Genomic DNA, 23904 nt, shown 5'->3' with positions numbered 1-23904 from the left:
TTTACCTGTAATTCTTCCTTTTATAAGATTATAAGAAACAAAAAATCCCGAATGCATATCCGGGACCTGTATTTTCAAAAATTTTAGTTAATCCAGAACACTCCAACCTCTTTTTGGATTGGTATTGGAAGAAACTTCCTGTTCATTAACAATAATATTTTCTTTTCTCTGTCCGATGTAATCCAGCTCGCTTAATTTCGAGAAAATTGTTTCAAGGCTTCTCAGCATCTGCTGGATATACAGTAATGGTTCTCCACAATTGTGATGATCATAATTGGTCTCTGCCACAATAGAAAGTTGGTTTAATAAGGTGTGAGGTGCAATTTCACTCCACTCCAGACTGTAATTCAGCATTTCTTCCAATTCGGCAGGTACCAGAAGCTGGGTCGAATTGTATAAGTGGAGGGCCAGTTTTGCAAAGGATTCAATCAGAAATACCGGTGGCTGCCAGGGGATAATGTTTCTGAACTGGAAGTACATATCTCCAAAAGTATTCACCATGGTGCTGCACAAAAACTTAACATTTTGCGCCAATGCCGTATTCTGGTTTTTATGGGATGCTTTTTGAATAATTTTAAATGCGTACTGCTGCAGGTTACCAATAGATTTAGCAAAACTATTATAATAATCGGTCAAAGCCGGATGACTTTGAATAGAAGTACAAGGGGGAATAAAATTAGAATCCACCTGAGCAATATTTGCCCTTAGATCCACTTTTCCGATGATCAGATAATTACCTCCTGAATAGCTGCTGTTCAGCGAAGTTACCGGAAGCAGTTCGATATGATGATTAGGTTGCGCATTGGGATGACGTGGTGGAATTTCTTCCGGGTCAATATCTCCAAAAGGAACCTTATCAAAAGGATTTACTGAAATCAGAATATAATATTCACCGTCAGCCTGCTCTTCGCTCATTGACTTCGCTAATGACTTCACGCTGATTCTTCTGTCATTCAGTTCAATACGGTATCCGGCCATAGTAACAGCACTACAACGTTTGATGACAAGCTGTACATCATTGGTAGCCGTATTGTGAACGTCAAAAATCGTACGGTCTGTATATTCGTTGGAAATAGGAAGGAGACCGTAATTATATGTAGTAATTCCCAGTGAATTGGAATCTCTGATAGTATCGATTAAGAAATTATCCTGATCATTAAGGTGCCTTTGGGAAACCTTCATCCCATCCACCCAATTGATTGCAAAATGTTTAATAGGCTGTATCATGTTTAATACTTTTAATTTTTTTGTGATTATGATTTTCTGGAAACACCTTCCTCTTCATGCTGAACCACTCTTTTACAAATCACTACTTCATTTTCAGAAATGTTGTTTGTTGAAATGTCCTGGTCAAAATCTATATATTTTCTAAAGCTGAAAAACGATTTTTTAGTATAGAAGATCCAATAATAGGGTTCCCTTTCCTGGTCTGAAAGATGAATGATAGACCCCGGATTCTTATGATTGTAGTCATCCACTACCCTATAAAACCAGTCTCCAAAAGTCACACCGGTCGGAAGGGTTTTAGCTTTGATTCTGAACCGGTTGGCATCTTCTAAATTTTTGCTTAGTTCTACGTTCAGAACCATTAATCTGTCAAAATCCGCACCCTCAAAATCCGGGAGTTTTTTGTTCCGGAGAATATCTCCATGTTTTATAAATATCGAAAGGAATGCTGATAAACTGGATATAACAATAATAAAATACCATAGGAACCAGAAAGATCAACATGCTGGTGGCCGCCATTACCGCATTTCCTAACCCTTTGCTCATCCAGTTAAAGATCAGGGTAAAGAGGTATCCGCCAAAAGCAATACAGGTCAATGAAAGTATAGATTCAAACAAGATGCTCATCGCAACGGAATCAATATGTTTTTTAAAATATTTATGCAGCAAATTCACATGGATGATTCCAAAAATAAGGTAGATCACCTGCGCAATAAGATACCAGTACGGATTAAAAAGATTATCGGCAAATCCGAAAACCCCTGGAAGGGCAAGACATAAACTGCATAACAGGACGTATACAATAATTACTTTAATTTTTATAGCAGGTTTATTCCTTCTGATTATACCCAGTATAACCATCATAATTACCGCGATTAAAGGCATTAATATATACCTTAAAAAAATACCTTTTACTGAAGAAATTTCCATTTGTTTCTTTTCGAATTTATACTTTGTTGGTAGCTGTAAATATAATAAAATAATCTAGAGGAAAGTAGAGTAACCAAGGCGGCTGGCATTTCTTTCATCATCCTCAAGACTGAATGAGTATACCTGTTTTTCTGTCACAAAATTCTCCTCTACATCTACAGTGACAGGAAGAAAATAATCATACAGTGCCTGTAGTACTTTCCTGAACGGACTTCCGGGAATATATTTTTTCATTTCTTCATAGGGAATCGGACCAATATTCACCACCCAATTCCTTTGTCCGTCCATATGTTTTCCGCTTGGGATATACGTTACCCCTAATCTTGAATTTCCCAGAAGCATGGAATCATCATTCTCCTCTATCCGGTCAATAACATTAGGAGAAAAGCTCACTTCCACCGGAACCTGGAGAAAAGCAGTCATACATCTTTCAAACCACCTTTTACTTCCTCTAATCTGATGAAAAAAAGGTAGAATATGCATAAAAATATAGGCATTTTGCTTGTCCAGCATCTTAATCAGGGGCCAAAGTTCACTTACCGTTTCCAGCAAGGAATCCGTATTACTTGTAATATCAAATTCCGACTCTTTAAGCAGGGCGCTGATCTCAGTGAAAAATACCTCCAGCTCAAAAGGCCGGAAAAACCTGCGGGCATCCTCCTCTACTCTTTTTTGTTTCCGGATTTCCCTTACAATAGTATCGACATTTTTTCTGGAGGCGCCCAGGGATGGTGGATGAAACAATCCTTCCGGAAGATAATCGTAAATTCCTTCCCTGTAACATTCTATTGTAAAAACCTCTTCATCAAATCCTAAATAACTGCTCGAAATGCTTTTAATGTCTTTAAGGTAAGCACGGTCATTGATCCCGATCCGTTCAATAAATATATTACTTACCGCCCTATGATATTTCAAAAGGTTCACTGCTACAGCCTCCGCTTTAAAGTCTGTCTGCAGCTTATTGTAATTCATATCTACAATATTATTCTCATGCATAGTGTTTCCTGTGATTATGACTTGTAAAGATAATATATCTCATAAGTTTGAAAAAGTATTTCGCCAATAATTTTATTCTAAAAATACTAATTATTGATATTAGTAGGAAAAATTTTCAGTAATTTCCGTGAAAATACGGTAAAAGAAATCTTTTTCAATGGTTAATATTTAAAGTTTAATATTCAATATCAGATATTTACTATTTTTATTTACTTTCTTGTACTGTTTTCATTCATTCTGGTTACTATAATACCGTTTTGCAGAAACAAACATGAATTCATGCTGTAAAAATGTCTTTTATTTCAAATTAATTTTTATTAACATCCATTTCAGAAAAGAAATCAGGGATAATTAATGCTGATTCAGAAACGGGCCGTATCTTTGCAGACTGAAAATTGTTATTTAAAATGAAAAGTATTTATTCTAAAATTTTGATTTTAGCATTCATGGCCTCTTCACTTTATTCTTATGCATGGGGATTGACAGGGCATAGAGTAATTGCAGAGATTGCGGAAAACCATCTCTCCGGAAAAGCAAGAAGGGAAATCAGAAAAATCATGGGCAAGGAACGCCTTGCTTACTGGGCCAACTGGCCGGATTTCATCAAATCCGATACCACAGGTGTTTGGAAACAGGCTTCATCATGGCATTATGTAAACATTGATCCTCAGACAGATTTCAAGGCTTTTGAACAAAACTTAAAAGCACAGGCAGGCCCAAGTCTTTATACCCAGGTAAATACCTTATCCAGCCAGATCAGGGATAAAAACACTTCTGAAAAGGACAGGAAGATTGCACTTATTTTCCTGATCCATATTATGGGTGATCTTGCACAACCTTTACACGTGGGAAGGGCTGAAGATCTGGGGGGAAATAAAATCAACGTTACTTATTTTGGTGACAAAACCAATTTGCATTCAGTATGGGACGGAAAGCTGGTAGATTCTCAGAAATACAGCTATACAGAATATGCCAGGCTTTTGGACATTAAACCGAAAGAAGAGGTTAGACAAATTCAGGCCGGAACCCTGCAGGACTGGCTGTATGATTCACATAAAATTGCCAACAGAATCTATGCACAGACTCCTGACGGATCAAAATTGTCCTACGACTATCAGTACAAATTCAATGACACTCTTGAAAGACAACTTTTATACGGGGGGTTAAGATTAGCAAAAGTTTTAAACGAACTTTTTTAATAAACCTCTTTTAAAATCTATAAAACGGAACTTCGGTTTCGTTTTTTTGTTTAAAAATTTGAGCTCAGGGTTAAAAGTAGGAGGCTGTAAACAGGTCGTTCCGTATGTTTCTTTAAAGTAACTGTCAATAATTACATAACTGAAAAGTGACTTCCAGCCCCTTTCTTTCAGCTTCCAGCCTTTATACTTAAGTTTTTATAAAAATATTGTAACCCGTGTAACCTTTTTACTCCTTCAAACGTATATTATATAGTAACTCTTTTTTGAGGATAAAAATAAATGAGACAATTAAAAATCACTAAGCAGGTTACCAACAGGGAAACTGCTTCATTAGACAAGTATTTGCAGGAAATTGGTAAAGTGGAACTGATTACTGCGGACGAAGAAGTAGAACTGGCACAAAGAATACGTGCAGGCGACAGAGCTGCATTGGAGAAATTAATCAAAGCCAACCTTCGTTTCGTGGTTTCTGTATCTAAACAATACCAAAATCAAGGTCTTTCTTTACCCGATTTGATTAATGAAGGTAACTTAGGATTAATGAAAGCGGCAAAAAGGTACGATGAAACTAGAGGTTTCAAATTTATCTCTTATGCAGTATGGTGGATCCGTCAATCAATTTTACAGGCGCTGGCTGAGCAATCAAGAATTGTAAGGCTACCGTTGAACAAAATTGGCTCCATCAATAAAATTAATAAAGCATACGCTCACCTTGAGCAGGAAAATGAAAGACCACCTTCTCCGGAAGAGCTGGCTGAAGTTCTTGACATGAGCGAGGAGGATATTAAAGAATCGATGAAAAACTCCGGAAGACATTTGTCTATGGATGCGCCTTTAGTAGAAGGTGAAGATTCTAATCTTTATGATGTATTGCGTTCAGGAGAATCTCCTAGCCCGGATAAAGATCTGATGCTTGAATCTCTGCAAATTGAGATTGAAAGAGCATTGAATACTTTGACGCCAAGAGAGGCTGATTTAGTAAGATTGTACTTCGGACTGAACGGAAAACACCCGATGACTTTAGAAGAAATTGGTGAAACTTTCGATCTTACAAGGGAGAGAGTTCGTCAGATTAAAGAAAAAGCAATTAAGAGACTAAAACACAATACCAGAAGCAAGATCCTGAAATCTTATTTGGGTAAATAATTTAGCGCAACAAAACGTTATAGGCGGAGTCTGTTTTCAGGCTCCGCTTTTTTGTAACAATACAGAAGCCCATACAAACTAATTAAAATCATATCCATTATTATCTGTAATAGAACCGGAATAATTAATTTAGTGTAGCTTTATCAATAAACAGGATAAGGAATAAATTAAAAATTTAAAATAACACCTCATGAAATATACCACCCAATGGCTTACAAATAAAGCACGTGTCAGGGAACTTGTAGACTTTTTTATCACACATAAAACAGACTCCTATATTTCCCATGGCGAAATAATGTCTGGCAGAGCTTTAGACAGTCAGCATTGGAACCCGGACCTTGATGTAATTTTAACGGAACAGCTCCTTACAGATTTCAATTCCGATGGCAGCTCTAAGCTGAATATTTTGATTGCAGAAAATGAGAACGCAGAAATTGTCGGTATGATGGTTTTCAATGTGATCAACAGTCCGTTTAAAAAGTATGCAATTCTGGAGGATATGCTTTTAGATCAGTCTGTAAGAGGACAATCTCTTGGAAGTAAACTATTGGAAAAAGCTATTGAGGAGTCTAAAAACTGGAATATCAGCTTCATCCTGCTGGAAAGCGGAGTGAATAATCATGGTGCCCATCAGTTTTTCAACAGATATGGGTTTAAAAAAGTATCGGAAAGCTATATTCTGACACTATAAGCTCAATTTCATCAAGACTCAACGGTCAATCCATTTTCTAAATCCGGGAGTTGAAGCAACCGAAGTAATGAGACGTCCGGGATGATTCGTTATTTTAATTGATAGCCGGTCATTAAAATAAGGCTCAATTAATTCTATAAAATTAATATTAACTATTTCTCCCCTGTTTATCTGAAAAAAAATATCAGGATTTAAACATTCAACCAGTTCAGAAAATTTTTGCCGGAACTCATAGGTCTTTCCTTTGTTATCGGTTGCCTTACAAATTCCCAGATGAGTTGAAACATACATAATAGTTTTAACCTCTAAAAGTATTGTATTCACATTAACTTTAACAGGAATACGTTCTTTATAGGGAATACTGAGCTTCTTTATTACTGAGGAAATAGTCAACCAGTCGATTGGGACGGAAGCCGGAGTCAGCCTTTTAAATTTATCCATTGCCAATTCAAAACTCTTGAAACTAATGGGCTTTAATAAATAAGCAATCCCGTTACTATCAAAAGCTTCCTGATAAAAATTATCAAAAGCAGTTGTAAAAATAATAGGACAGGTAATCATATTATTATGCAGGGAAGAAAAGATATTGCCATCCAGTAAGTTAATATCACAAAAAGCTAAAGATGGGGCCTGGTTTACAGCAAACCATTCATTGATTTCTTTATTACTTTTTAATACAGCTTTCACAACGATAGAAGGATCATATCTGGAAATATAAAATAATAGCTGCTCAGCACTAAGACTCTCATCTTCAATTAATACAATATCCATATTAAAAAATTATTTGTTTGTAATAACGGGTAATTCAACGATAAAATAATTATCAAACGGTCCGTAGGTTAAAGTTTCTCCATAAATAAGGTCATATCTTTTAGCAATATTTGAAAGTCCAAGCCCTGTATTTGAATACATTTCAACAGGACGGATTTGATTTCTTACCGTGATCATATCTCCGTTTCTTATGAATTCAATAACCAACGGATCTGCTTCATTACCTTCATTATGCTTAATTGCATTTTCCAGACATATCTGTAATGCAAAGGGAATAATATCACCTTCCTGATCATCAATTTTAAGAACAATTGAATAGGAATTGCCAAACCTTTCTGTTGTTAAAGCAATATATTTTTTTTAAAAAATTTCAAATCTTCCTTCAGTGAAACACTATCCACCGCATTATGCACTAAAAAATAACGATACACATCCGCTAAATTTTCAATAAATTCATCAATATGACTGACATCTTTCCGGGCTAAAGAAGATAAAATACTCAGATTATTAAATAAAAAGTGAGGTTCTATATTTTTCTTCAGCATCTGAAGCTGCATATTTTCAATCTCATATTTAGATTCCATAAGTCTCTCTTTCAGTTCATTGGTTTCAATAAAAAAAAGATACGCAATCGTAAGTCCCGAAATATAAAAATGGGATAAGGATAGTGTAAAAATAAAATTACCCCAAAGCATTTCTAAAGAGGTTGGAGCTCCGTAATAATTCCTTATCATAAGATAGACAATCGATGCGTAAAGTCCAAATAACGGAATGGCTGATAAAAAGACATAGATAAATTTGAGCTTACTGGCAACAAGCCTTCCCAGGTACCTCCAGACCATTAACGTAATCCCAAAAGAACCTAATGAATACAAAAAGGTGGAAATATGGGTCGGAATATCATAGAAATTAATATCCCCATTAATCCTGACAATATAATAATTGTAAACCTGAAAGCTATTGAATAGAGCCAGAAGAAACAGAATAAACAGGATTGGCAATGCTTTTTTCATAAAGATTCGGTCATTTTAGAAATGTACATCTGGTATTACAAACTTAGTCATATTATTTAATCCTGGAAGCCTCTTCGTATTCAATTTTCTGCTTACTCCCCTTAACTTTATTGTTACCAAACCTATAAATTAAATTGAAACGGATGCTTTGATAATCATATTCATTCTGTCCATTTAATGAAGCATTATTTCTAACATTGCTGTATGTAATTTCGTTTCTTTTACTAATGATCGTAGACAGAGTCATTCCAAGATCCAATCTTTTATCTAAAAAGGATCTTTTAAAGCCTAATGTTAAAAAACCAAAGGCATTAGTATTTAAAGTACCGTCAGAGCTTGGAAAGTTATGCATATAGTTTAGTTGTACAGAATTATTCCGGAATTTATAGGTATTGTTCAATGAAATACGGGCACCTTGCCCGCTTGTGGAAGGGACCAATGAAAGATCCTGGGATTTTGTTTTTTGCCAATAATAACTTCCGCTAAACTGACTTTCAAAATTTTTTTAACTTAGTAAAGCTATAATTCGCATATACTCCGTATTGGTAAACATTTAGCAGGTTGTAATAGCTGTAACGCTGTATTTTACCATTATCTAAAAATTGTGCAATATAGCTGATCTGATCTTTGGTAATGGAATGGTATACTGTAAGACTTAAATTTGAATTATCCGAATAGGTAAATTCAAAATTATCTGAAAATGAAGGCTTTAATAACGGATTACCTTCTACGTATTGAAAAGGGTTAATGAACCATTGGAAAGGATTAAGCTGCTCAAGTTTAGGGCGGTTAATTCTTTTTGAGTATTTAAAAGAATAGGTCGATTTTTTAGAATGCCCATAGGTGATATAAAAACTTGGAAAAAAATTATTATACCTTCTGGTTGTCGTTTCATTATTGGTCTGTGACTTTCCATTGTAATAAGTACTCTCATACCTTAACCCTCCCTGAACAGTCCATTTACTGCCCAACTTTATCTCTGAAGAAGCATAAAGGGACCAGATGTCCTCCTTATAGTTGAACATGTTTGTAAGTGCAGGATTCAATACAGATACACCGTCTGCTATATCAAAAAAACGAACATCGCTATTATTATTCAGAAAAGTATAACGTGCTCCGGTTTTAATATTGATATGATTAAAAGGAAGGTCAAAATCTAAATTTGAAATTCCCAGCCTATAATTGTTTAAAGAAAAATTACTTGTAGCAGACAATTCCTGATTATTATTGATCTGGTTGTTTCTTTCATTTTTAATTTTATTATCCAGCCATTGAAAACCCCAATCGATAGATTTTCCCTGTTGATCCAGCTTATGAGTAATATATCCGTGAATACGGTGGAAATCATTTTTTTATAGTGCCATAACCTTTGTTTAATAATTTCATTTTTTAAAACAGAATTATCATAAAATAAGCTTTTGGACTGATCATCGGAAGCAAAGTCAGATCCGTTGTATTCATAAATTAATGACAGATCTGTTTTGTCATTAAATTTATAATTAAAATTAATAGAAGGAGCAAAATCTTGTAAGTTGGTTATTTTATCCTGCCTGTTATTACTGAAAAAATTATCAGTAAATGAGTTTTGATCTTTTTCATAAGCTGCTGTTCTGTTATTATTATATAGGAAATTAGCTGTAAGGCTGAACTTTTCGGTTTGATAGTTTAAATTAACATTATTTCTACTTGAAAAGAAAGTACGTTGAGTAACAGAAGAATTCCAGCTTGCATTCCAACCTAAATTTGGATTTTTCTTTAAAATAATATTGATAAGCCCGGCATTTCCTTCCGCTGTATATTTTGCCGGCGGTGTTGTAATAATCTCAATTTTTAAAATTGCATCACTGGAAATAGTACTTAAATAAGAAATTAAGGATTCTGCTTTAAGCTCAACCGGCCTTCCATTAATAAGCACATTCAATTTATTTTTCCCAATCATAGAAATATCAGCCTCATCTACTTTTAATAAAGGAGTATTCTTTAATACATCTATTGCGTCTCCCCCCTGGGAAGCCAGAGAATTATTGACATGATAAATCAGACGGTCCGTTTTCTGAGTAAAAAGTGGCTTTTTACCGGTAACGACTACTTCCTCTACAGAGGTGAACTTATCCTGTAATACAATTGAAGGTAATTCTTTTACACCACCATTGATATCCAGATAAAAAAGCCGGGCCTTTATACTCTTTAAAATCCTGTGTCTTAACATAGATAGAATAAGATCCGGATTCTTTGATCTCAAAACGGAACTTTCCGATGCTATCAGTTAGAGTATGCTGAGAAGAAAGGGTGTCTTTTATAGATGTCAGGATAACAGGGATATTGATGAGCTCCTTTTGATTGGAATCTAAAATCAATCCCATGATCCTGTTCTGAGCATTAAGATCCGTGGCAGCGTATACTATTAACAAGACGATGAATGAAAAAAAAACGACCTTTAAAGTTTGAGTCCATTTTGAATATTTTTCGTTAAACAGTACAAAACTCTGAAACAAAAAAACTTCTAAATAGTCATATTAAACAGATTGACTAAATTCTGAAATAGAATAAGGAATATTTTAAATGAAATTAGTTTAAATTAAAAAACGACCACCTCAATGAAGCAGTCGTTGTATATCAGATTTTAATTAGTAGGTTAAAGTAACTCCGGCTCCCCACCCCATATCATTATCATAGTTTCCGGAAAGAGATAACCATTTCTGCACGATATATCTGATTCCTGTTGAAAACTCTCCGTCAGAATTGACACTGAAGTTTCCTCTTAATCTTCTTGAAAGCGGAATGTCTTCGCGGCTTAATTCCAATAATACTTTTCCATTATGATCAATACTTGCATCAGCGGTGATCAACATAGGTAATACATACTGCATCCCCACAATAAAAGCATATTTACTTTTTGATGCCTTCTGCTGTCCAAACCAGGTTTTCTTACCATGAAAATCCATTCCTCTGTCTTCAGCCATTTGCCTTTCCATGATTTCATGATTTTTCTGAACCCTGAATCCAGCATAAGGCAAAGCCCACTGGAACTTTCCTAAGAATCTTCCTACTTTTACATTTCCTTCAAAGTGATTGAAATCCCAGTTAGAATGAAACTCATTCAAATTAGCCCATCTCGGACCGAACATCGTCATGGTTTCGGCATGTATTTTATTGCTTGCTACATCTAACATTGCCATAGAACTGATCATCTTATTATCTTTCAGGAAGTTTTTCCAGGCCAGTTTTCTATTCGGAAGCTGTGGATTGGGTTTTGAATTTTCATAGCTGAATACCCTTCCCATTCCGGCCATCATATGGTATAAGATATGACAGTGGAAAAACCAGTCTCCATCCTGGTTAGCGGCAAATTCAATCGTAACAGTTTCCATCGGCATAATGTCAACCACATTTTTCAGGGGAGCGTATTCTCCTTTCGAATTGATCAGTCTGAAATCATGACCATGAAGGTGCATCGGATGACGCATCATAGAATTATTATACATTTTAATTCTAAGGATCTCTCCTTTTTTTATCAGGATTTTGTCTGTTTCAGTAACTGTTTTATTATCCAATGTCCATAGATAATGATTCATATTTCCTTCCAGTGTAAACTTCATTTCACGGATACTATCGGTTGGAAGAATTGTTTTTTCAGGAGATTTTAAAATATTATAAGATAATCTTTTGATCGTTTTTTCTTCTTTCATATCCATTCCGGCATGTTGGGAATGATCTTCCTTATTTTTCTCTTCCTTCGTTTTTATCCCCATCATTTCATTCATATGTTTCATCGTCATTTTTCTTTGGCTCTCCGGAAGTTCAGGATACATCACTTCATTCATATCCATCATCTGATTTCCCATAGTCATATTCATCGGCTTCATATTTCCGCTCATCTCCATCATTCCGTTCATCATTTTCATTCCTTCAAAAAGCATCAATCGGGGTAGATTGGGAGCTTCTACCTTTTCACCTGAGCCCAGCCAGAGTGAAGCATGCCCTATCCTGTCTTCAGAAGTGGCACGAAACTCAAAACTTTTATTTTCAGGGATGGTTACTTCAATGTCATAGGTTTCAGAAACTCCTACAATCAAGCGGTCTACTTCTACCGGAACTACATCATTTCCATCGTTTCCTATCACTTTTATTTTTCCACCGCCATAATTCAGCCAGAAATACGTGGATGAGCCTCCGTTGGCAATCCTTAATCTCACTTTATCCCCTGCTTTCAGGTTAGAATAGGTAGAGCTTGGAAGTCCATTTATCAGGAATTTATCATAATACACATCGCTTACATCCATAGCCTCCATTCTTTTCCATTCATTCAATGCTTTGGTTCCTAAATTTCCGGATTTGATTGCTTCCCAATAGCTCTGAACAGCATTTTTTTTCACTGCATACCAGTCCGTATTAGCCATATGAAGTCTTCTGGCAATCTGCATAGGGTCATCATCGCTCCAGTCCCCAAGCAATACGGGAATTTCAGCATTATATTCTGTCCTAGGTTCTCCATCTCTTTTTTTAAAGACCAAAATACCATTCATCCCAATCTGCTCCTGAAGGGCTTCATGGGAATGATACCAATACGTTCCGTTTTGAGAAATTTTAAACTTATACAAATGAGTTTCGCCGGGCTTTACAGGCTTAGTGGTCAGATAAGGAACTCCGTCATGTTCATTGGGAAGAATAACTCCATGCCAATGTAATCCTGTATTCTCCTTCAACATATTGTGCAGGTAGATTTCAGCGGTATCTCCTTCGGTAAAGTACAAGGTAGGTGCCTGGAGCTTACCATTGATGGCCAGTGCTCTTCGGTTTTTCCCGGTGAAATTAACAATAGTATCTTTTACATACAGGTCATAACGGACAGTTTTCCCGCCAAAGCTCACTCTCCCGTTCTCAGAATTCCTTTTTAAAACCGGACTTCCAATTACCTGATTTTCAGTCACTGCATGAGTTTGGTTTTCTTTTTTCACCAGATCCATTCCACATTTTGGACATTTTCCCGGTTGATCAGAAACCACGTCGGGGTGCGTGGGACAGGTATAGGAAATCTGAGATTGGGATAAAACCTGAGATCCTTTTTTAAGCTTATCAGGCTTAGTATCATTCGTCTTTTCAGTTCCTATGGGCTTCCTTACTTTTTGAATATCAATCTTTTTATCAACATTAGCTTTATTTTTCCCAACAGGTTTTGTTTTGGTTTCTGCCTTTGGTATCTGTTTCTCCTGAGGTTTTGCTACAACTTTTGGTTGTATAACCACTGTTTTCTTTACCAGTGTCATGTTACACTTAGGGCAGTCTCCCGGTTTTGGGGATACTACTTCAGGGTGCATAGGACAGGTATAATAAGTTTTTGTTGTTTGGGCGAAAGTAAAAACAGAAAAGAAAAAGGCAAGAAACATTATTAATTTTTTCATAATATTTCGAAACTTTTTAGAAGCTGCATAACTTAAAGCAAATTATACCATAAGCTATGCAACCATTTAATTTAAAGAATAATAAAACTATTATTTAATTTCTGACTTTACGCTTCCGCAAGACAACATGGCTTTTCCATAGTAGGGGTTGGCAATTTGTTTTTCATCGCTTAGCCAGCTTCCGTCAGCCATCGGGCAATATTGTACATAAACCGGTTTTTCAGAAAGTTTGAACTGCTTGGTCAGTGCAATCATATTGTCCGAAAGATTCATAAAAGTTTCCCTCTGGGCAGTAACTGTTCTTGCCTCTGAAATGGCAGAAGCATCTTTTCGTAAAATATTAAGGTTGCCCTCGGAAACCAATTTATAATCAATTGTGGAAGCAGTTTTAATGAATTCTGTTGCTGCTTTTGAGGTCTTGTCAGCATCATCTGACGCTAAAGCTGTTTTGATCGCTATATAATTCTGATACAGCTTGGAAACCTGGATATCCTTTTTTGATTGTGCTGAAAGTGAAATGATTGAGAATAAGGATAAGGCTGCTGTAATGATATACTTTTTCATTGTTTATATTTTAGAATTAATTTTAAGTAAAGAATAATTGAAGACGCAACAGTATGCGTCAGGGCATGTCGCTGGTAACGATATTTTTATGAATACCGGAAACGACTGACCTATTCTAAATTCTAAAATTACAATGATTGATATAGATGGGTACCGGACTGTATTCCGGGGGTGCATTGATCTGAATCCGGGTAAATTTCAAGGCCGAAAAAGAACGGTCTGCCTGCGTGAATAAAGATTTTACCGGGACTTCTGAAAGCTGGCTTAAAAAATTAATGGTTAGTAAATCAGATTTTTGAGAATCATCAACCTTTACCACTTTAATTTCTGTTTTGCAGCATCCTTTTTTATCTCTAACCCCACATTTACCACAGATATCACTGGTTTTCTGACTGACAGAAACAAATTCCTGCATACAGTAATGAACGCTGAAAGCTGCTCCGGAAGAAAATCCGAAGTAGAAAACAGAGAACACTATGGCAAGAATCTTTTTTCATGATGAGACAAAGATAGAAATATCCGGGAAATCCTTGTTATAAAATTCTGTAATGTTGTTATAAAATTCGGCAATAAAAAAAGCATCTGGTAATGTTCAGATGCTTTTATTTTTATACTGGTAAGGCAGATTTAAATCTGATACAATCCCTGGCTTTTATAATTTGAATTCCAGTTTAACGTTAAAGAAGCGTCCTGTAAGACGTACCGGAACCGGGTACATATAATTGGTATTATAATCTGTAATCCACTGATTGGCTACCGTGTTATTGATATTAAAGGCATTAAAAACCTGTACTCCCAAAGTCAATTCCTGGAAATTACCCCAGAAGCCGGATCTCTTATTTTTATCTTTCGGATCAATAAACACTTTTGTGAGGCCGATGTCTACCCTTTTATAGGAAGGTAATGTTTTTTGATAGGTATAGGCAGCATTAAAATCAGGTTGGCCATTACTGTCAAACAATACAGGGGATCCTGTAGGCAGTCCCATTGCATATACCAACGTAAGATTTACCCTCATGGAAGGAAACTGAGGCATATAATCCTGATAAAACATAGCAAATCTGAATCTCTGATCGGTAGGTCTCGGAATATCTCCTTTTCCATCGATATTTTCATATACCCTTGCATAACTCGCAGATAACCATGAATCAACTCCCGGCACAAATTCTCCAAATAAGCGGGCATCTACTCCATAAGCATATCCTGTTGCATTATTTTTCCCTGAATAACGGATTCTTACATTATCCATATAGTAAGGGATCAGATTATCCATTTTTTTATAATAAAGCTCAGTGGTAAGCTTAAACGGCCTGTCATACATATAAAACTCATAATCGTTGGCAAGGATAAGCTGTATGGAACGCTGTGATTTGATATCTGAGTTGAAATTCCCATCCAGGTCTTTAATCTCTTTATAAAAAGGGGCCTGGTAATAAATTCCTCCGGAAAGTTTAAACAACATATCACTGTCCCAATCAGGTTTTATCGCAAACTGGAATCTCGGTGAGAAGATCGTTTCTTTATTGAAGCTCCAGTTGGCAACACGTACCCCGGCGTTTACAAATACTTTGCTTGCCCCCCAATAAAATTTCTGTGAATATTGTGCATAAGCCGATAATCTTGTAGGCTCAATATTATTCTGGCCGGCAATATAATAAAACAGTTTAAGGCCTCCTGTTGTACCGGTTCTCGGATCTATTACATGAGGTCTTGGAAGACTATAGCCTGCAGAATCTACCACCTTCCATTCATTGGTAAGGTCTTTCAGGTTTTCTTTCTCATATTTAAATCCAACTTCAATATCGGTATTCACATTAGGGGAAAATTTTGCTCTGAACTGAGTACCGTACGTTCTTACAAACAGGTCATTTCTGGCATGCTCTGTCTGTCCTCCCAGATCAAAGGAGGTAACAGGTTCTTTTGTCTTTGGATCAAACGTCTGTAATCTATACCCCGATTCTATGGTATAATATTCTTTTTCCCTGTTCTGGTAAGCAAAACTGTCCAGGGTAAATTTCCATTGATCAGATGGTTTATAGTTCATGGAAAAAGTCCCCATCATGTTTTTATATTGGTCATTTTCCTGTCCTGCATATCCTATATCCACAGTGATAGGTTGCTGAAGACTCCCGAAAGTCACACTTTTTTCCCGGGGGATCATCTGATAATCATTCTTGGAATAGTATCCTATGAATGACATGGAAAACTTATCACTAACATGATAGTTGATATAAGATTGAAAATCCCAGTAAGTAGGATTGAAATCCGTATCTTCTTTTAAGGTATTCAACACAAGATTGGTATTCCTGTATCTGCCTGAAAATAAAGCGGTCAGCTTTTTATTTTTGGATGTCAGCCCTGTTGTAAGCCTCCCACCTATTAAACTGGCTTCTCCGGAGACTTCAAATTTTTCAGGTTCACGATAATAGATATTAAGGGCAGAAGACATTTTGTCTCCATATTTAGGTTCAAATCCTCCTGCTGAAAAGTTTACTGCTGAAACCATATCCGGATTAATGATACTCATCCCCTCCTGCTGCGAATTCCGGATCAGGAAAGGTCTGTAAATCTCGATATCATTAATATAAATAAGGTTTTCATCATAGTTTCCGCCACGTACCATATATTGGGAAGACAGCTCGGTATTGGAGTTGACAGAAGGAAGTGTTTTGATCAATCCTTCAATACCTCCGCTTATGGAAGCCACAGATTTGGCTTCTTTAGCTGAAATTTTGACATTGGTAATGTCATTGGTTCTTCCTGTTACTTTTTTCTGGAATACAACTTCCTCAATATCGGTAACTTTAGTGGCCACCGTATCTTTTTTTCTATGTTGGGAAAAAATAAGGACGGGAACCATAAGGCTTAGCGGTAAAACTAGTTTTTTCAAAAGAAATGTTTTAAGAATTTCTAAAATTAATGTTTTTTTAACAATTACAAAATTGATTCTCTAATTCTTGTTAATTTTTGCAACAAATCTTCTAACAAATCTAATCTTAACATATTGGCACCATCAGATAATGCTGTTTCCGGGGTTGGATGTGTCTCTATAAAAATACCATCGGCACCTACTGCAATTCCTGCTTTAGCTACTGTTTCAATAAGATCAGGTCTTCCTCCGGTCACTCCGGAGCTTTGATTAGGCTGCTGAAGAGAATGGGTAACATCCAAAATAACAGGGGCATATTCCCTCATTGTAGGAATTCCTCTGTAATCTACGATCAGGTCTGTATATCCGAAAGAATTTCCTCTTTCAATAATGGCGACTTTCTGATTATTGGAATCGGTCACTTTCTGAACTGCAAACTTCATAGCTTCCGGCGAAAGGAATTGTCCTTTTTTCAATGTCACACATTTCCCGGTTTTTGCAGCCGCTACCAAAAGGTCTGTCTGACGAACCAGAAAAGCAGGAATCTGAAGGACATCCACATATTGTGCAGCCAGCGCAGCATGTTCATTTTCATGAATATCTGTAGTGGTTGGAATATTGAACGTCTCTCCCACTTTTTTCAAAATTTCAAGAGACTTCTCTTCACCAATTGTTGTAAATGAGTCTACACGACTTCTGTTTGCTTTCTTAAAACTTCCTTTAAAGATATAGGGAATATTGTATTTATCTGTGATGCTGATCACTTTCTCGGCTATTCTGAGTGCCATATCTTCCCCTTCAATAATACAGGGACCGGCAATAAGGAAAAAGTTTTTTGAATCTTTGTGATGAATATTATCTAAATACTGAATCATTTTGTTGTAATTAAAAGTTCAGTAAAAATACTGAGAAAGTTTCAGACCTGGAAATTATTTGAGGAGAGAGTGCAGTTTAGGCTTAAGGAAAGAAGATTCCTGACGAAATGACAAAAATTTGGAGGCATTTCTTTAAAGAATCTGCGTTATCAGCTAAATCTGCGGAGGAAATTGTATCAGGTTGTCAGAAAAAGATCGCAGATGTTAGGTTTGGCTGAAGCCAATGGAATTTATATAAAAGAAGAACGGACTAAAGTCCGTCCCTATTGATGATATGGTTTATTTTTTCTGTTGGTGATGTAATAATTTTTTTTTATTACGCTCAAATTCTGAATGCACAAAATATCTATCCCATTTTTTTCAATACTTTTTCAAACGTATTGACGTTCCTGCTGGTAAACCGGTCTTTCAGACTTTTCTTTCCTAAAACCTTACCAAAGGTAGAATCTAATGTATTTCCTTTTGGAACCCGCCAATAAAATATATCATTCACAATGATTCCTTTTTCGTTTTCTGTCCGGGAAGCTTTTTGAAATTCATCCATCAGAACATGTTCTATTCCCGGCATCCCTACAAAAGCATAGAGATGGAAATTTTCATCTTTTTCAAAGGGAATGCTATTCCAGAACATTTCCGTTTCTTCCTGAGATTTCACAAATAGAAAGGCTTCATAGCCAAAACGCTCAGACATTGCTTTTTCCAATATTATTTTTAAATCGCCGGCCTTTTTATCTGATGAGAAAACAATATTTCCGGAGGCAAGTACGGAACTTACTTCTTTCATTCCGGCATCTTTGAAAACCTGACAGACGTCTGCCATTTTCATATTGGTTCCTTTTACGTTGACGCCACGGAGAAAAGCACAGTATTTCATATTTCGGGTATTAGGTTCAAACAGATTACAGAGTTCAGCCGGATCGCTTAATAAGAAGAGCAGATTCAACAATTAATCAATCCTTATATATAGATTATAATCCGTTCCGGAAGGTTTTAACTTATAAATTTTTTCAAGGATTTTGTTATCACTTTTCAAATGATCCTTTACCCTGAACTCCTTTAAAAGTCTATAATGGGTCTGGTAATAAAAAGCATCAGCGGTATTCCCTTCATATAAATTTTTTATAGGAAAGCAGATATTTGGGCTTTCTTGTCTTTACAGTATTGATCCAATAATTGGCTTTATCTTTTTTAATTTCTGCCTGAATCTGTTTGTCTACCAATCCTACCTCATCTATTGTTTTCAATCCTGAAAAATATGGCACATAACCGGCGGGTTCCAGTAAAATCCATTGGTTTTTATCCTTTTCATACTGGTTTAGAAATATTCCGATTGTTCTGCGGTAGTTCCATTCTCCATTTCCGGTGGCAATAGAATGAATAGTTTGAAAGGCAAACATCGGAAGGATATAAAATATAATTAACAGGGATAACCATAGTTTTCTTTTCTCTTTCTGTTCCAGTACAAATATAACTACGGGTACAAAAAGTAAAAGTTGAGGCACCCAATAATACCAGTCGAACAAGCTTTTCTGGGAAATAAAAATAATCTGTTTTGTCCACCCGAACATAAAGATGATCCAAAGGAAGTAATTTCTGGATTGTCTCTGCCTTACAAGGTATATAAAGCAAAGCAGTTCAAAGATCAATACGATAATGGTTACCGGATTAAATTCTCCCGGAACCTTCAGCATTCCCCAGAAATTTCCAAAACTTACTAAAAAGTAATGAAGGCTTTGCTGAAAAGTAAAAGCCTGTTCGTATAATAATTTCTTAGCTGTGATGGTATTATTTACCAGTTCACCGAAGTACAGCCAATTGAAAGCCATTGTAACAGAAACTCCCAGAACTCCTCCGAAAACATAGCTCCATCTGATTTTTTTTATTCCAGAATAAGTCAACGAGAAAAAACAATTCCGAGGAAAATAACCGTATCGATCCTTGTAAACATGATCAAAGCAGGAAGAAAAATAAAGGCCCATTTTTTTCCTTTATTAAAACCATAATACAACAATGCCATTTCCAGGAAAAATAAAATTCCGTATTCCATACCCAGGATTGAAATTTTGATCGCCGGAGGCAAAATTCCTATTAAAAATATAAAAACAGCCTTTTGCCAGCCTTTTTTAAGAACCAGATGAGAAAGAAATAATGTTCCTATGGTAAAAAGGATAGAATTGAAGAGTAAAATTGGTACAATAAAGTGCTCCTTTCCAAAGATCAGGTTGAAAAAATAGGATACAAAAACATATAAATGGGTAGTAGAAGCTGAAATTTTTGTTTCCCCATTGAAACCAATAACCCCGTAATCCAGTAAATTCTGGGCAACTCTCCAGGTGATAAAAGCATCTTCCTGGATATAATGCGTTAATAAAAAAAGAAGTTTAAAAGCTACCGTAAAAATTACAGCATAGATGGGGAACCTGCTATTTTTTGTTTCGGACATTCTGTATTTTTAAGTTTCACAAATATAATCTTAAAATTCAGGATTCCCAATAATAAAAAAACGGAACCGAAGTTCCGTTTTAAAGTGTTTATTGTGTTGCTTTAATAATTGCTGAAGTAATCTGATTTTCTTTTTCTTTTGAATAGGTAGAATCAAAAGGCTCCATCACATCAAATAAATACTGATAGAACGGCGTAATCTTTTGAACTTCTTCAGATTCTTTTATGGCTTTTTCTTTACCCATCTGCTGTAAATCCTTTACAAAAGCATTGAATTTTTTTATCTATTGGCTCAACGGATTTTATCAGATATGCATAAGCTTTTTCTTTCTGCCCTATCTTGGTATAAGCATCTGTTACTGCTGAAACTACCAGTGAATATTCCATAGGTTTTGTTCTTATTTGTCTTCTCAGATAGCTTTGATCCGTTTTTGAAAGGCTCAAATAATAATCATATTCATCAAAAATTCCTTTCTTAAGTACTTCTGCCAATTGAAGACCTTTTTGTTCCTGACCGGCAATGATATATCCAGATACGATAGAACTTAATGAACGTGGATCATTGTATTTTTCAGCAGGAATTTCCTTAGCAGCAAGATCCAATAATTCGATTGCTTTCGCTTTTTTGTCCACTTAAGGCAAGTGCTGAAGCAGCTCTGCTTGCAGACATTCTGTAACTCATAATATTGGATGTCGCAGTTTCATCAAAGTGAGCACTTAAATCTTTAAAATTCCCCCATCTGAAATTTTTCACCACATTGTAAAGAGAGTTAGCATCCACTCTACCCATATCTCCGTCAGGAGTCGGAGGTGTATGAATTGGTACTAATCTATAACTGAAACCATCAAACTGAAGATATTCATTCAGATAAAATATATTTTCGCTGTCATAAATACCTCCCGATGAAAAGTTGATGGGACGCTTCCAATCGAAATTGGCCAATAGATCCAATAAAATCAAATTGTTTTTATAAAGGGTATTTCCTTTATAAGTAATCATAATCTGATTGGCAACATTTGGAAGGTCTGCCTGATTGATAATTCCAGCTTTTAAAGCATTTTCTTTATTGACAGGAAGGACGAATTTGTTTACCGGAAGAATATTATACTTTTCGTATTTCTCTTCTCCGAAATACATTTTTAATAATTCATCTTTTTCCGGGGATTTGAATTTGATGAATTCAATTGCCTGTTTTAATGTTAACGAATCCTGGGTGAGGTACTTTCTGAAAGACTGGAATTCTGTTTCAGGAGCCCCTTGCTCTTTCAACATAGAGAAAACACCTTCCCAATCTTCCTTCTTCATCATATAGATCTGGTCATTTACCCCGTCTCGGTAATCTTCATGTGTCAGTTCACTTGGGATTCCCATCGCATTGTAGGTTCTTCTTTTCACCTGATCTAAGTTCCAAGGTGTTGAAGCAAGGGTAAAGTTAACCACTTTCACATCATCTCTGAATCTTTCCGTTTCCTGGATTGCCCAAACCGGATACGTATCATTATCCCCGTAAACAAACAAAATGTCGTTTTTCGGCAATGATTTTAATACCGAATATGCATAATCATAAGCTGTATACCTGTTGCTTCTGTCATGTACATTGTAATTCTGGAATCCCATCATAAAAGGCACTCCCAGTAATACCACGCCTAAAGCGATATTGGCTCCGTTAGATTTTATTTTGGATTGTAAGAACCATAAAATAGCTCCTGCTCCCAATCCGATCCAAATAGCAAATGCATAAAAAGATCCTACCATAGCGTAGTCTCTTTCTCTTGGTTCAAAAGGTTTTACCCCCGTATAGAAAATAATTCCCACACTCGTTATAATAAACAGAGATAATAGTGCATAGAATCTTCCGAAATCTCTGTTCAACTGGAAAAAGAATCCGATTAAACCTAAAATTAATGGAAGGAAGAAAAACTTTACGGTGCTTTCATTTTTGAATTTAGCAGGCAATTTATCCTGATTTCCTACCAAAAGATTGTCTATAAACGGAATTCCTGAGATCCAGTTTCCTTTTGTGCTTTCCATATTTCCTTCAAGGTCATTTTGTCTTCCTACAAAATTCCACATCAGATATCTTACAAAATAATATCCATTCTGGAAGGAGATGAAATAATCCATATTCTGAAGCAATGAAGGCTTCTGAACATTGATCAGGTTATAAGGTTTCACTTTTAAATAATCTGAAGCCGTGATTGTTTTATCTTCATATTTTGTTCTTAGTTCATCAAAGATTTGCTTAGCCTGTGGATTGTCTGCCACATCTTCATTGGCATAATTGAAGGTAAAATCAGGAGCCCCATACATCGAAATATAATTGGCCATGACATCTTTATCTTCATTAAACATTCTTGGCATTAAGCTTATATGAGATTTATTGAATACATAATTGAATCGGTCTCCTGTCTTTCTGTAAGTTCCGGTTTTTTCATCTTTTTCATAAATTTCTCCGGTTTTCTTCGTTTTAAAACTACCGTCCTCATTCTTCTCGATTCCGTTTGCATCAAGAAATGCTGTATAGTTTTGTCCGTAGATCGTTGGCCAGTCACCATACTGCTCCCTGTTATAATAATCCAGCATCCCGATCGCCGTATCCGGATCATTAAGGTTCATTGGCGGATTGGCATTTGCCCTGATCGGAATTACCATCCAGCAAGAGAAACCGATGATCATATATACTACAGATAAAGCTATAGTCTGATATAGGTTTCTTTTTGTTTTTCTGGCATATTTGATCATAAGATAGCAAATCAGAGCCATTAAAATAAATGCAGCAATTGTTCCTGAGTGGAAAGGAAGTCCCAGCCCGTTCACGAAGAAAATTTCCAGTCTTCCGAACATCGTCATAATCAGAGGGAAAATAATTTTGAAAACAACAATTAAAATTCCCAATGTAATAAGGTTAGCCCAGATAAAGTTCTTCCAGGTAAACTTGTAGTTTCGTGCGTAATATATGAGACATACCATAGGAGTTGCCAGCATACACATCATGTGTACCCCAACGGAAAGTCCTAAAATAAAGAAAATAAGGATAATCCATCTTTCACTGTCTGCCGCCTGATACTCATTTTCCCATTTCGTGATCAACCAGACCAAAAGAGCGATAAACATTGAAGCCATCGAATAAACCTCTCCTTCTACCGCCGAGAACCAGAAGGTATCAGAGAAAGTGAAGCACAATGCTCCCACTGCTCCGGCAAATAAAATAGAAATTTCCTGATGTTTTGTAATTTCTTCAAAATCTTTGTTGAGTAGCCTTCTTACAAGATGAGTAATCGTCCAAAACAAAAATAAAATAGTCAACGCGCTGAACAATGCAGACATCGCATTAATTATGATGGAATAATTTTCGCCTTTCCCTAATGCAAAAATGGCTGCCACGGCACCCACGATCTGGAATAAAGCTGCTCCCGGAGCATGCGTTACTTCAAGTTTTACTGCAGAAGAAATGTACTCACCACAATCCCAGAAACTGAAATTGGGTTCTATTGTGGACAAGTACGTGAAAAACGCAATGACGAAAATCACCCATCCTAAAACGGTGTTCCATTGCCTAAAAGTCCAATTTTTCATAGTATTAAATCAATTATGCGAAAATAAGGCTTTTATATTATTTTAGGGAGCTTTTAACAAAATTTAAAAATTTGGCGCAGAATTTGTGATCATAGTCCTATCTAAACTGTAAACAAGAAAAAAAAAATTAAGAAACGACCCTCTAGAAATCAAACAAAAGTTTAGTAATTATTTATTTTTTTGTATTTTTGCAGTCAGATTT

The 23904-nt window shown here is 35.9% G+C and carries 21 protein-coding genes and 1 pseudogene; 3 read left to right on the top strand and 19 right to left on the bottom strand.

The genetic code is table 11. From position 1 onward, the window contains the following. Positions 1-87: 87 nt before the first annotated feature. The 4 genes from HX13_RS09685 to HX13_RS09675 form a co-directional block, all read right to left on the bottom strand. Positions 88-1227, bottom strand: a complete 1140-nt coding sequence (locus HX13_RS09685) for a hypothetical protein (RefSeq protein WP_050020910.1) — start codon at positions 1225-1227, stop codon at positions 88-90. A gap of 26 nt (positions 1228-1253) precedes the next feature. Continuing rightward, entirely contained in the window at positions 1254-1589 is a 336-nt protein-coding gene (locus tag HX13_RS25515) for a TssN family type VI secretion system protein (protein ID WP_262483521.1), read from the bottom strand. 22 nt (positions 1590-1611) lie between these two features. Beyond that, positions 1612-2091, bottom strand: a complete 480-nt coding sequence (locus HX13_RS25510) for a TssN family type VI secretion system protein (protein WP_262483520.1) — start codon at positions 2089-2091, stop codon at positions 1612-1614. 120 nt (positions 2092-2211) lie between these two features. Beyond that, positions 2212-3153: a type VI secretion system baseplate subunit TssG gene (locus tag HX13_RS09675; protein ID WP_050020909.1), complete on the bottom strand. Its 942-nt coding sequence runs from the start codon at positions 3151-3153 to the stop codon at positions 2212-2214. A 407-nt stretch (positions 3154-3560) separates the two neighbouring features. Between HX13_RS09675 and HX13_RS09670 the strand changes: the two genes are divergently transcribed. The 3 genes from HX13_RS09670 (at position 3561) to HX13_RS09660 (ending at position 6189) form a co-directional block, all read left to right on the top strand. Further along, a complete protein-coding gene (locus tag HX13_RS09670) occupies positions 3561-4352 on the top strand; it encodes a S1/P1 nuclease (RefSeq protein ID WP_050020908.1) in 792 nt (263 codons plus the stop codon). 279 nt (positions 4353-4631) lie between these two features. Beyond that, a complete protein-coding gene (locus tag HX13_RS09665; protein WP_002979276.1) occupies positions 4632-5498 on the top strand; it encodes an RNA polymerase sigma factor RpoD/SigA in 867 nt (288 codons plus the stop codon). Between the two features lie 190 nt (positions 5499-5688). Continuing rightward, positions 5689-6189, top strand: coding sequence for a GNAT family N-acetyltransferase (locus HX13_RS09660; protein WP_050020907.1), 501 nt, complete (start codon positions 5689-5691; stop codon positions 6187-6189). An 18-nt stretch (positions 6190-6207) separates the two neighbouring features. Here HX13_RS09660 and HX13_RS09655 read toward each other — a convergent pair whose 3' ends face one another. The 15 genes and pseudogenes from HX13_RS09655 to HX13_RS09590 all read right to left on the bottom strand — a co-directional run bounded on the left by HX13_RS09655 (position 6208) and on the right by HX13_RS09590 (position 23702). Continuing rightward, a complete protein-coding gene (locus tag HX13_RS09655) occupies positions 6208-6960 on the bottom strand; it encodes a LytR/AlgR family response regulator transcription factor (protein ID WP_050020906.1) in 753 nt (250 codons plus the stop codon). A 9-nt stretch (positions 6961-6969) separates the two neighbouring features. Further along, positions 6970-7137, bottom strand: a complete 168-nt coding sequence (locus HX13_RS22480; RefSeq protein WP_157837427.1) for a hypothetical protein — start codon at positions 7135-7137, stop codon at positions 6970-6972. Between the two features lie 164 nt (positions 7138-7301). After that, entirely contained in the window at positions 7302-7973 is a 672-nt protein-coding gene (locus tag HX13_RS09645; protein ID WP_050020904.1) for a histidine kinase, read from the bottom strand. A gap of 52 nt (positions 7974-8025) precedes the next feature. Beyond that, on the bottom strand, positions 8026-8412 hold the full coding sequence (locus HX13_RS25505) for an outer membrane beta-barrel protein (RefSeq protein ID WP_050020903.1): 387 nt from the start codon (positions 8410-8412) through the stop codon (positions 8026-8028). Positions 8413-8467: 55 nt separating this feature from the next. Beyond that, the gene (locus HX13_RS25500; protein WP_262483540.1) at positions 8468-9229 is read right to left on the bottom strand and encodes an outer membrane beta-barrel family protein; all 762 of its coding nucleotides are present in this window, start codon (positions 9227-9229) and stop codon (positions 8468-8470) included. Further along, complete coding sequence (locus HX13_RS23995) at positions 9160-10215, bottom strand: hypothetical protein (RefSeq protein WP_238555211.1); 1056 nt, start codon at positions 10213-10215, stop codon at positions 9160-9162. Before HX13_RS23995 ends, HX13_RS25500 begins: the two co-directional genes overlap by 70 nt. Positions 10216-10600: 385 nt before the next feature. Continuing rightward, positions 10601-13375, bottom strand: coding sequence for a multicopper oxidase domain-containing protein (locus tag HX13_RS09625; RefSeq protein WP_238555210.1), 2775 nt, complete (start codon positions 13373-13375; stop codon positions 10601-10603). Positions 13376-13465: 90 nt separating this feature from the next. Then, positions 13466-13939, bottom strand: a complete 474-nt coding sequence (locus HX13_RS09620; protein WP_050020900.1) for a DUF3347 domain-containing protein — start codon at positions 13937-13939, stop codon at positions 13466-13468. Between the two features lie 115 nt (positions 13940-14054). Further along, positions 14055-14426, bottom strand: coding sequence for an HYC_CC_PP family protein (locus HX13_RS09615; protein WP_410493126.1), 372 nt, complete (start codon positions 14424-14426; stop codon positions 14055-14057). Positions 14427-14591: 165 nt separating this feature from the next. Next, positions 14592-16829 carry a TonB-dependent receptor plug domain-containing protein gene (locus HX13_RS09610; RefSeq protein ID WP_050020899.1) on the bottom strand — a complete coding sequence of 746 codons (2238 nt, stop codon included), beginning with the start codon at positions 16827-16829 and terminating at the stop codon, positions 14592-14594. A 44-nt stretch (positions 16830-16873) separates the two neighbouring features. Continuing rightward, positions 16874-17683: a 3-deoxy-8-phosphooctulonate synthase gene (gene kdsA / locus HX13_RS09605; RefSeq protein WP_050020898.1), complete on the bottom strand. Its 810-nt coding sequence runs from the start codon at positions 17681-17683 to the stop codon at positions 16874-16876. Positions 17684-18029: 346 nt separating this feature from the next. Beyond that, positions 18030-18557 carry a DUF1697 domain-containing protein gene (locus tag HX13_RS09600; protein WP_050021393.1) on the bottom strand — a complete coding sequence of 176 codons (528 nt, stop codon included), beginning with the start codon at positions 18555-18557 and terminating at the stop codon, positions 18030-18032. A gap of 232 nt (positions 18558-18789) precedes the next feature. After that, on the bottom strand, positions 18790-19581 hold the full coding sequence (locus HX13_RS23990) for a hypothetical protein (protein ID WP_238555209.1): 792 nt from the start codon (positions 19579-19581) through the stop codon (positions 18790-18792). Further along, positions 19578-20126, bottom strand: a complete 549-nt coding sequence (locus HX13_RS23985) for a hypothetical protein (RefSeq protein WP_238555208.1) — start codon at positions 20124-20126, stop codon at positions 19578-19580. Before HX13_RS23985 ends, HX13_RS23990 begins: the two co-directional genes overlap by 4 nt. 88 nt (positions 20127-20214) lie before the next feature. After that, positions 20215-23702, bottom strand: a pseudogene (locus HX13_RS09590) (DUF2723 domain-containing protein). Between the last annotated feature and the right edge of the window lie 202 nt (positions 23703-23904).

Origin of the sequence: Chryseobacterium sp. P1-3, from assembly GCF_000738495.1 — a bacterium.
Taxonomy (GTDB): domain Bacteria; phylum Bacteroidota; class Bacteroidia; order Flavobacteriales; family Weeksellaceae; genus Chryseobacterium; species Chryseobacterium gallinarum.
Note: the sequence above shows the minus strand (reverse complement) of the source record. Positions and strands in the feature narration are given on the sequence as shown.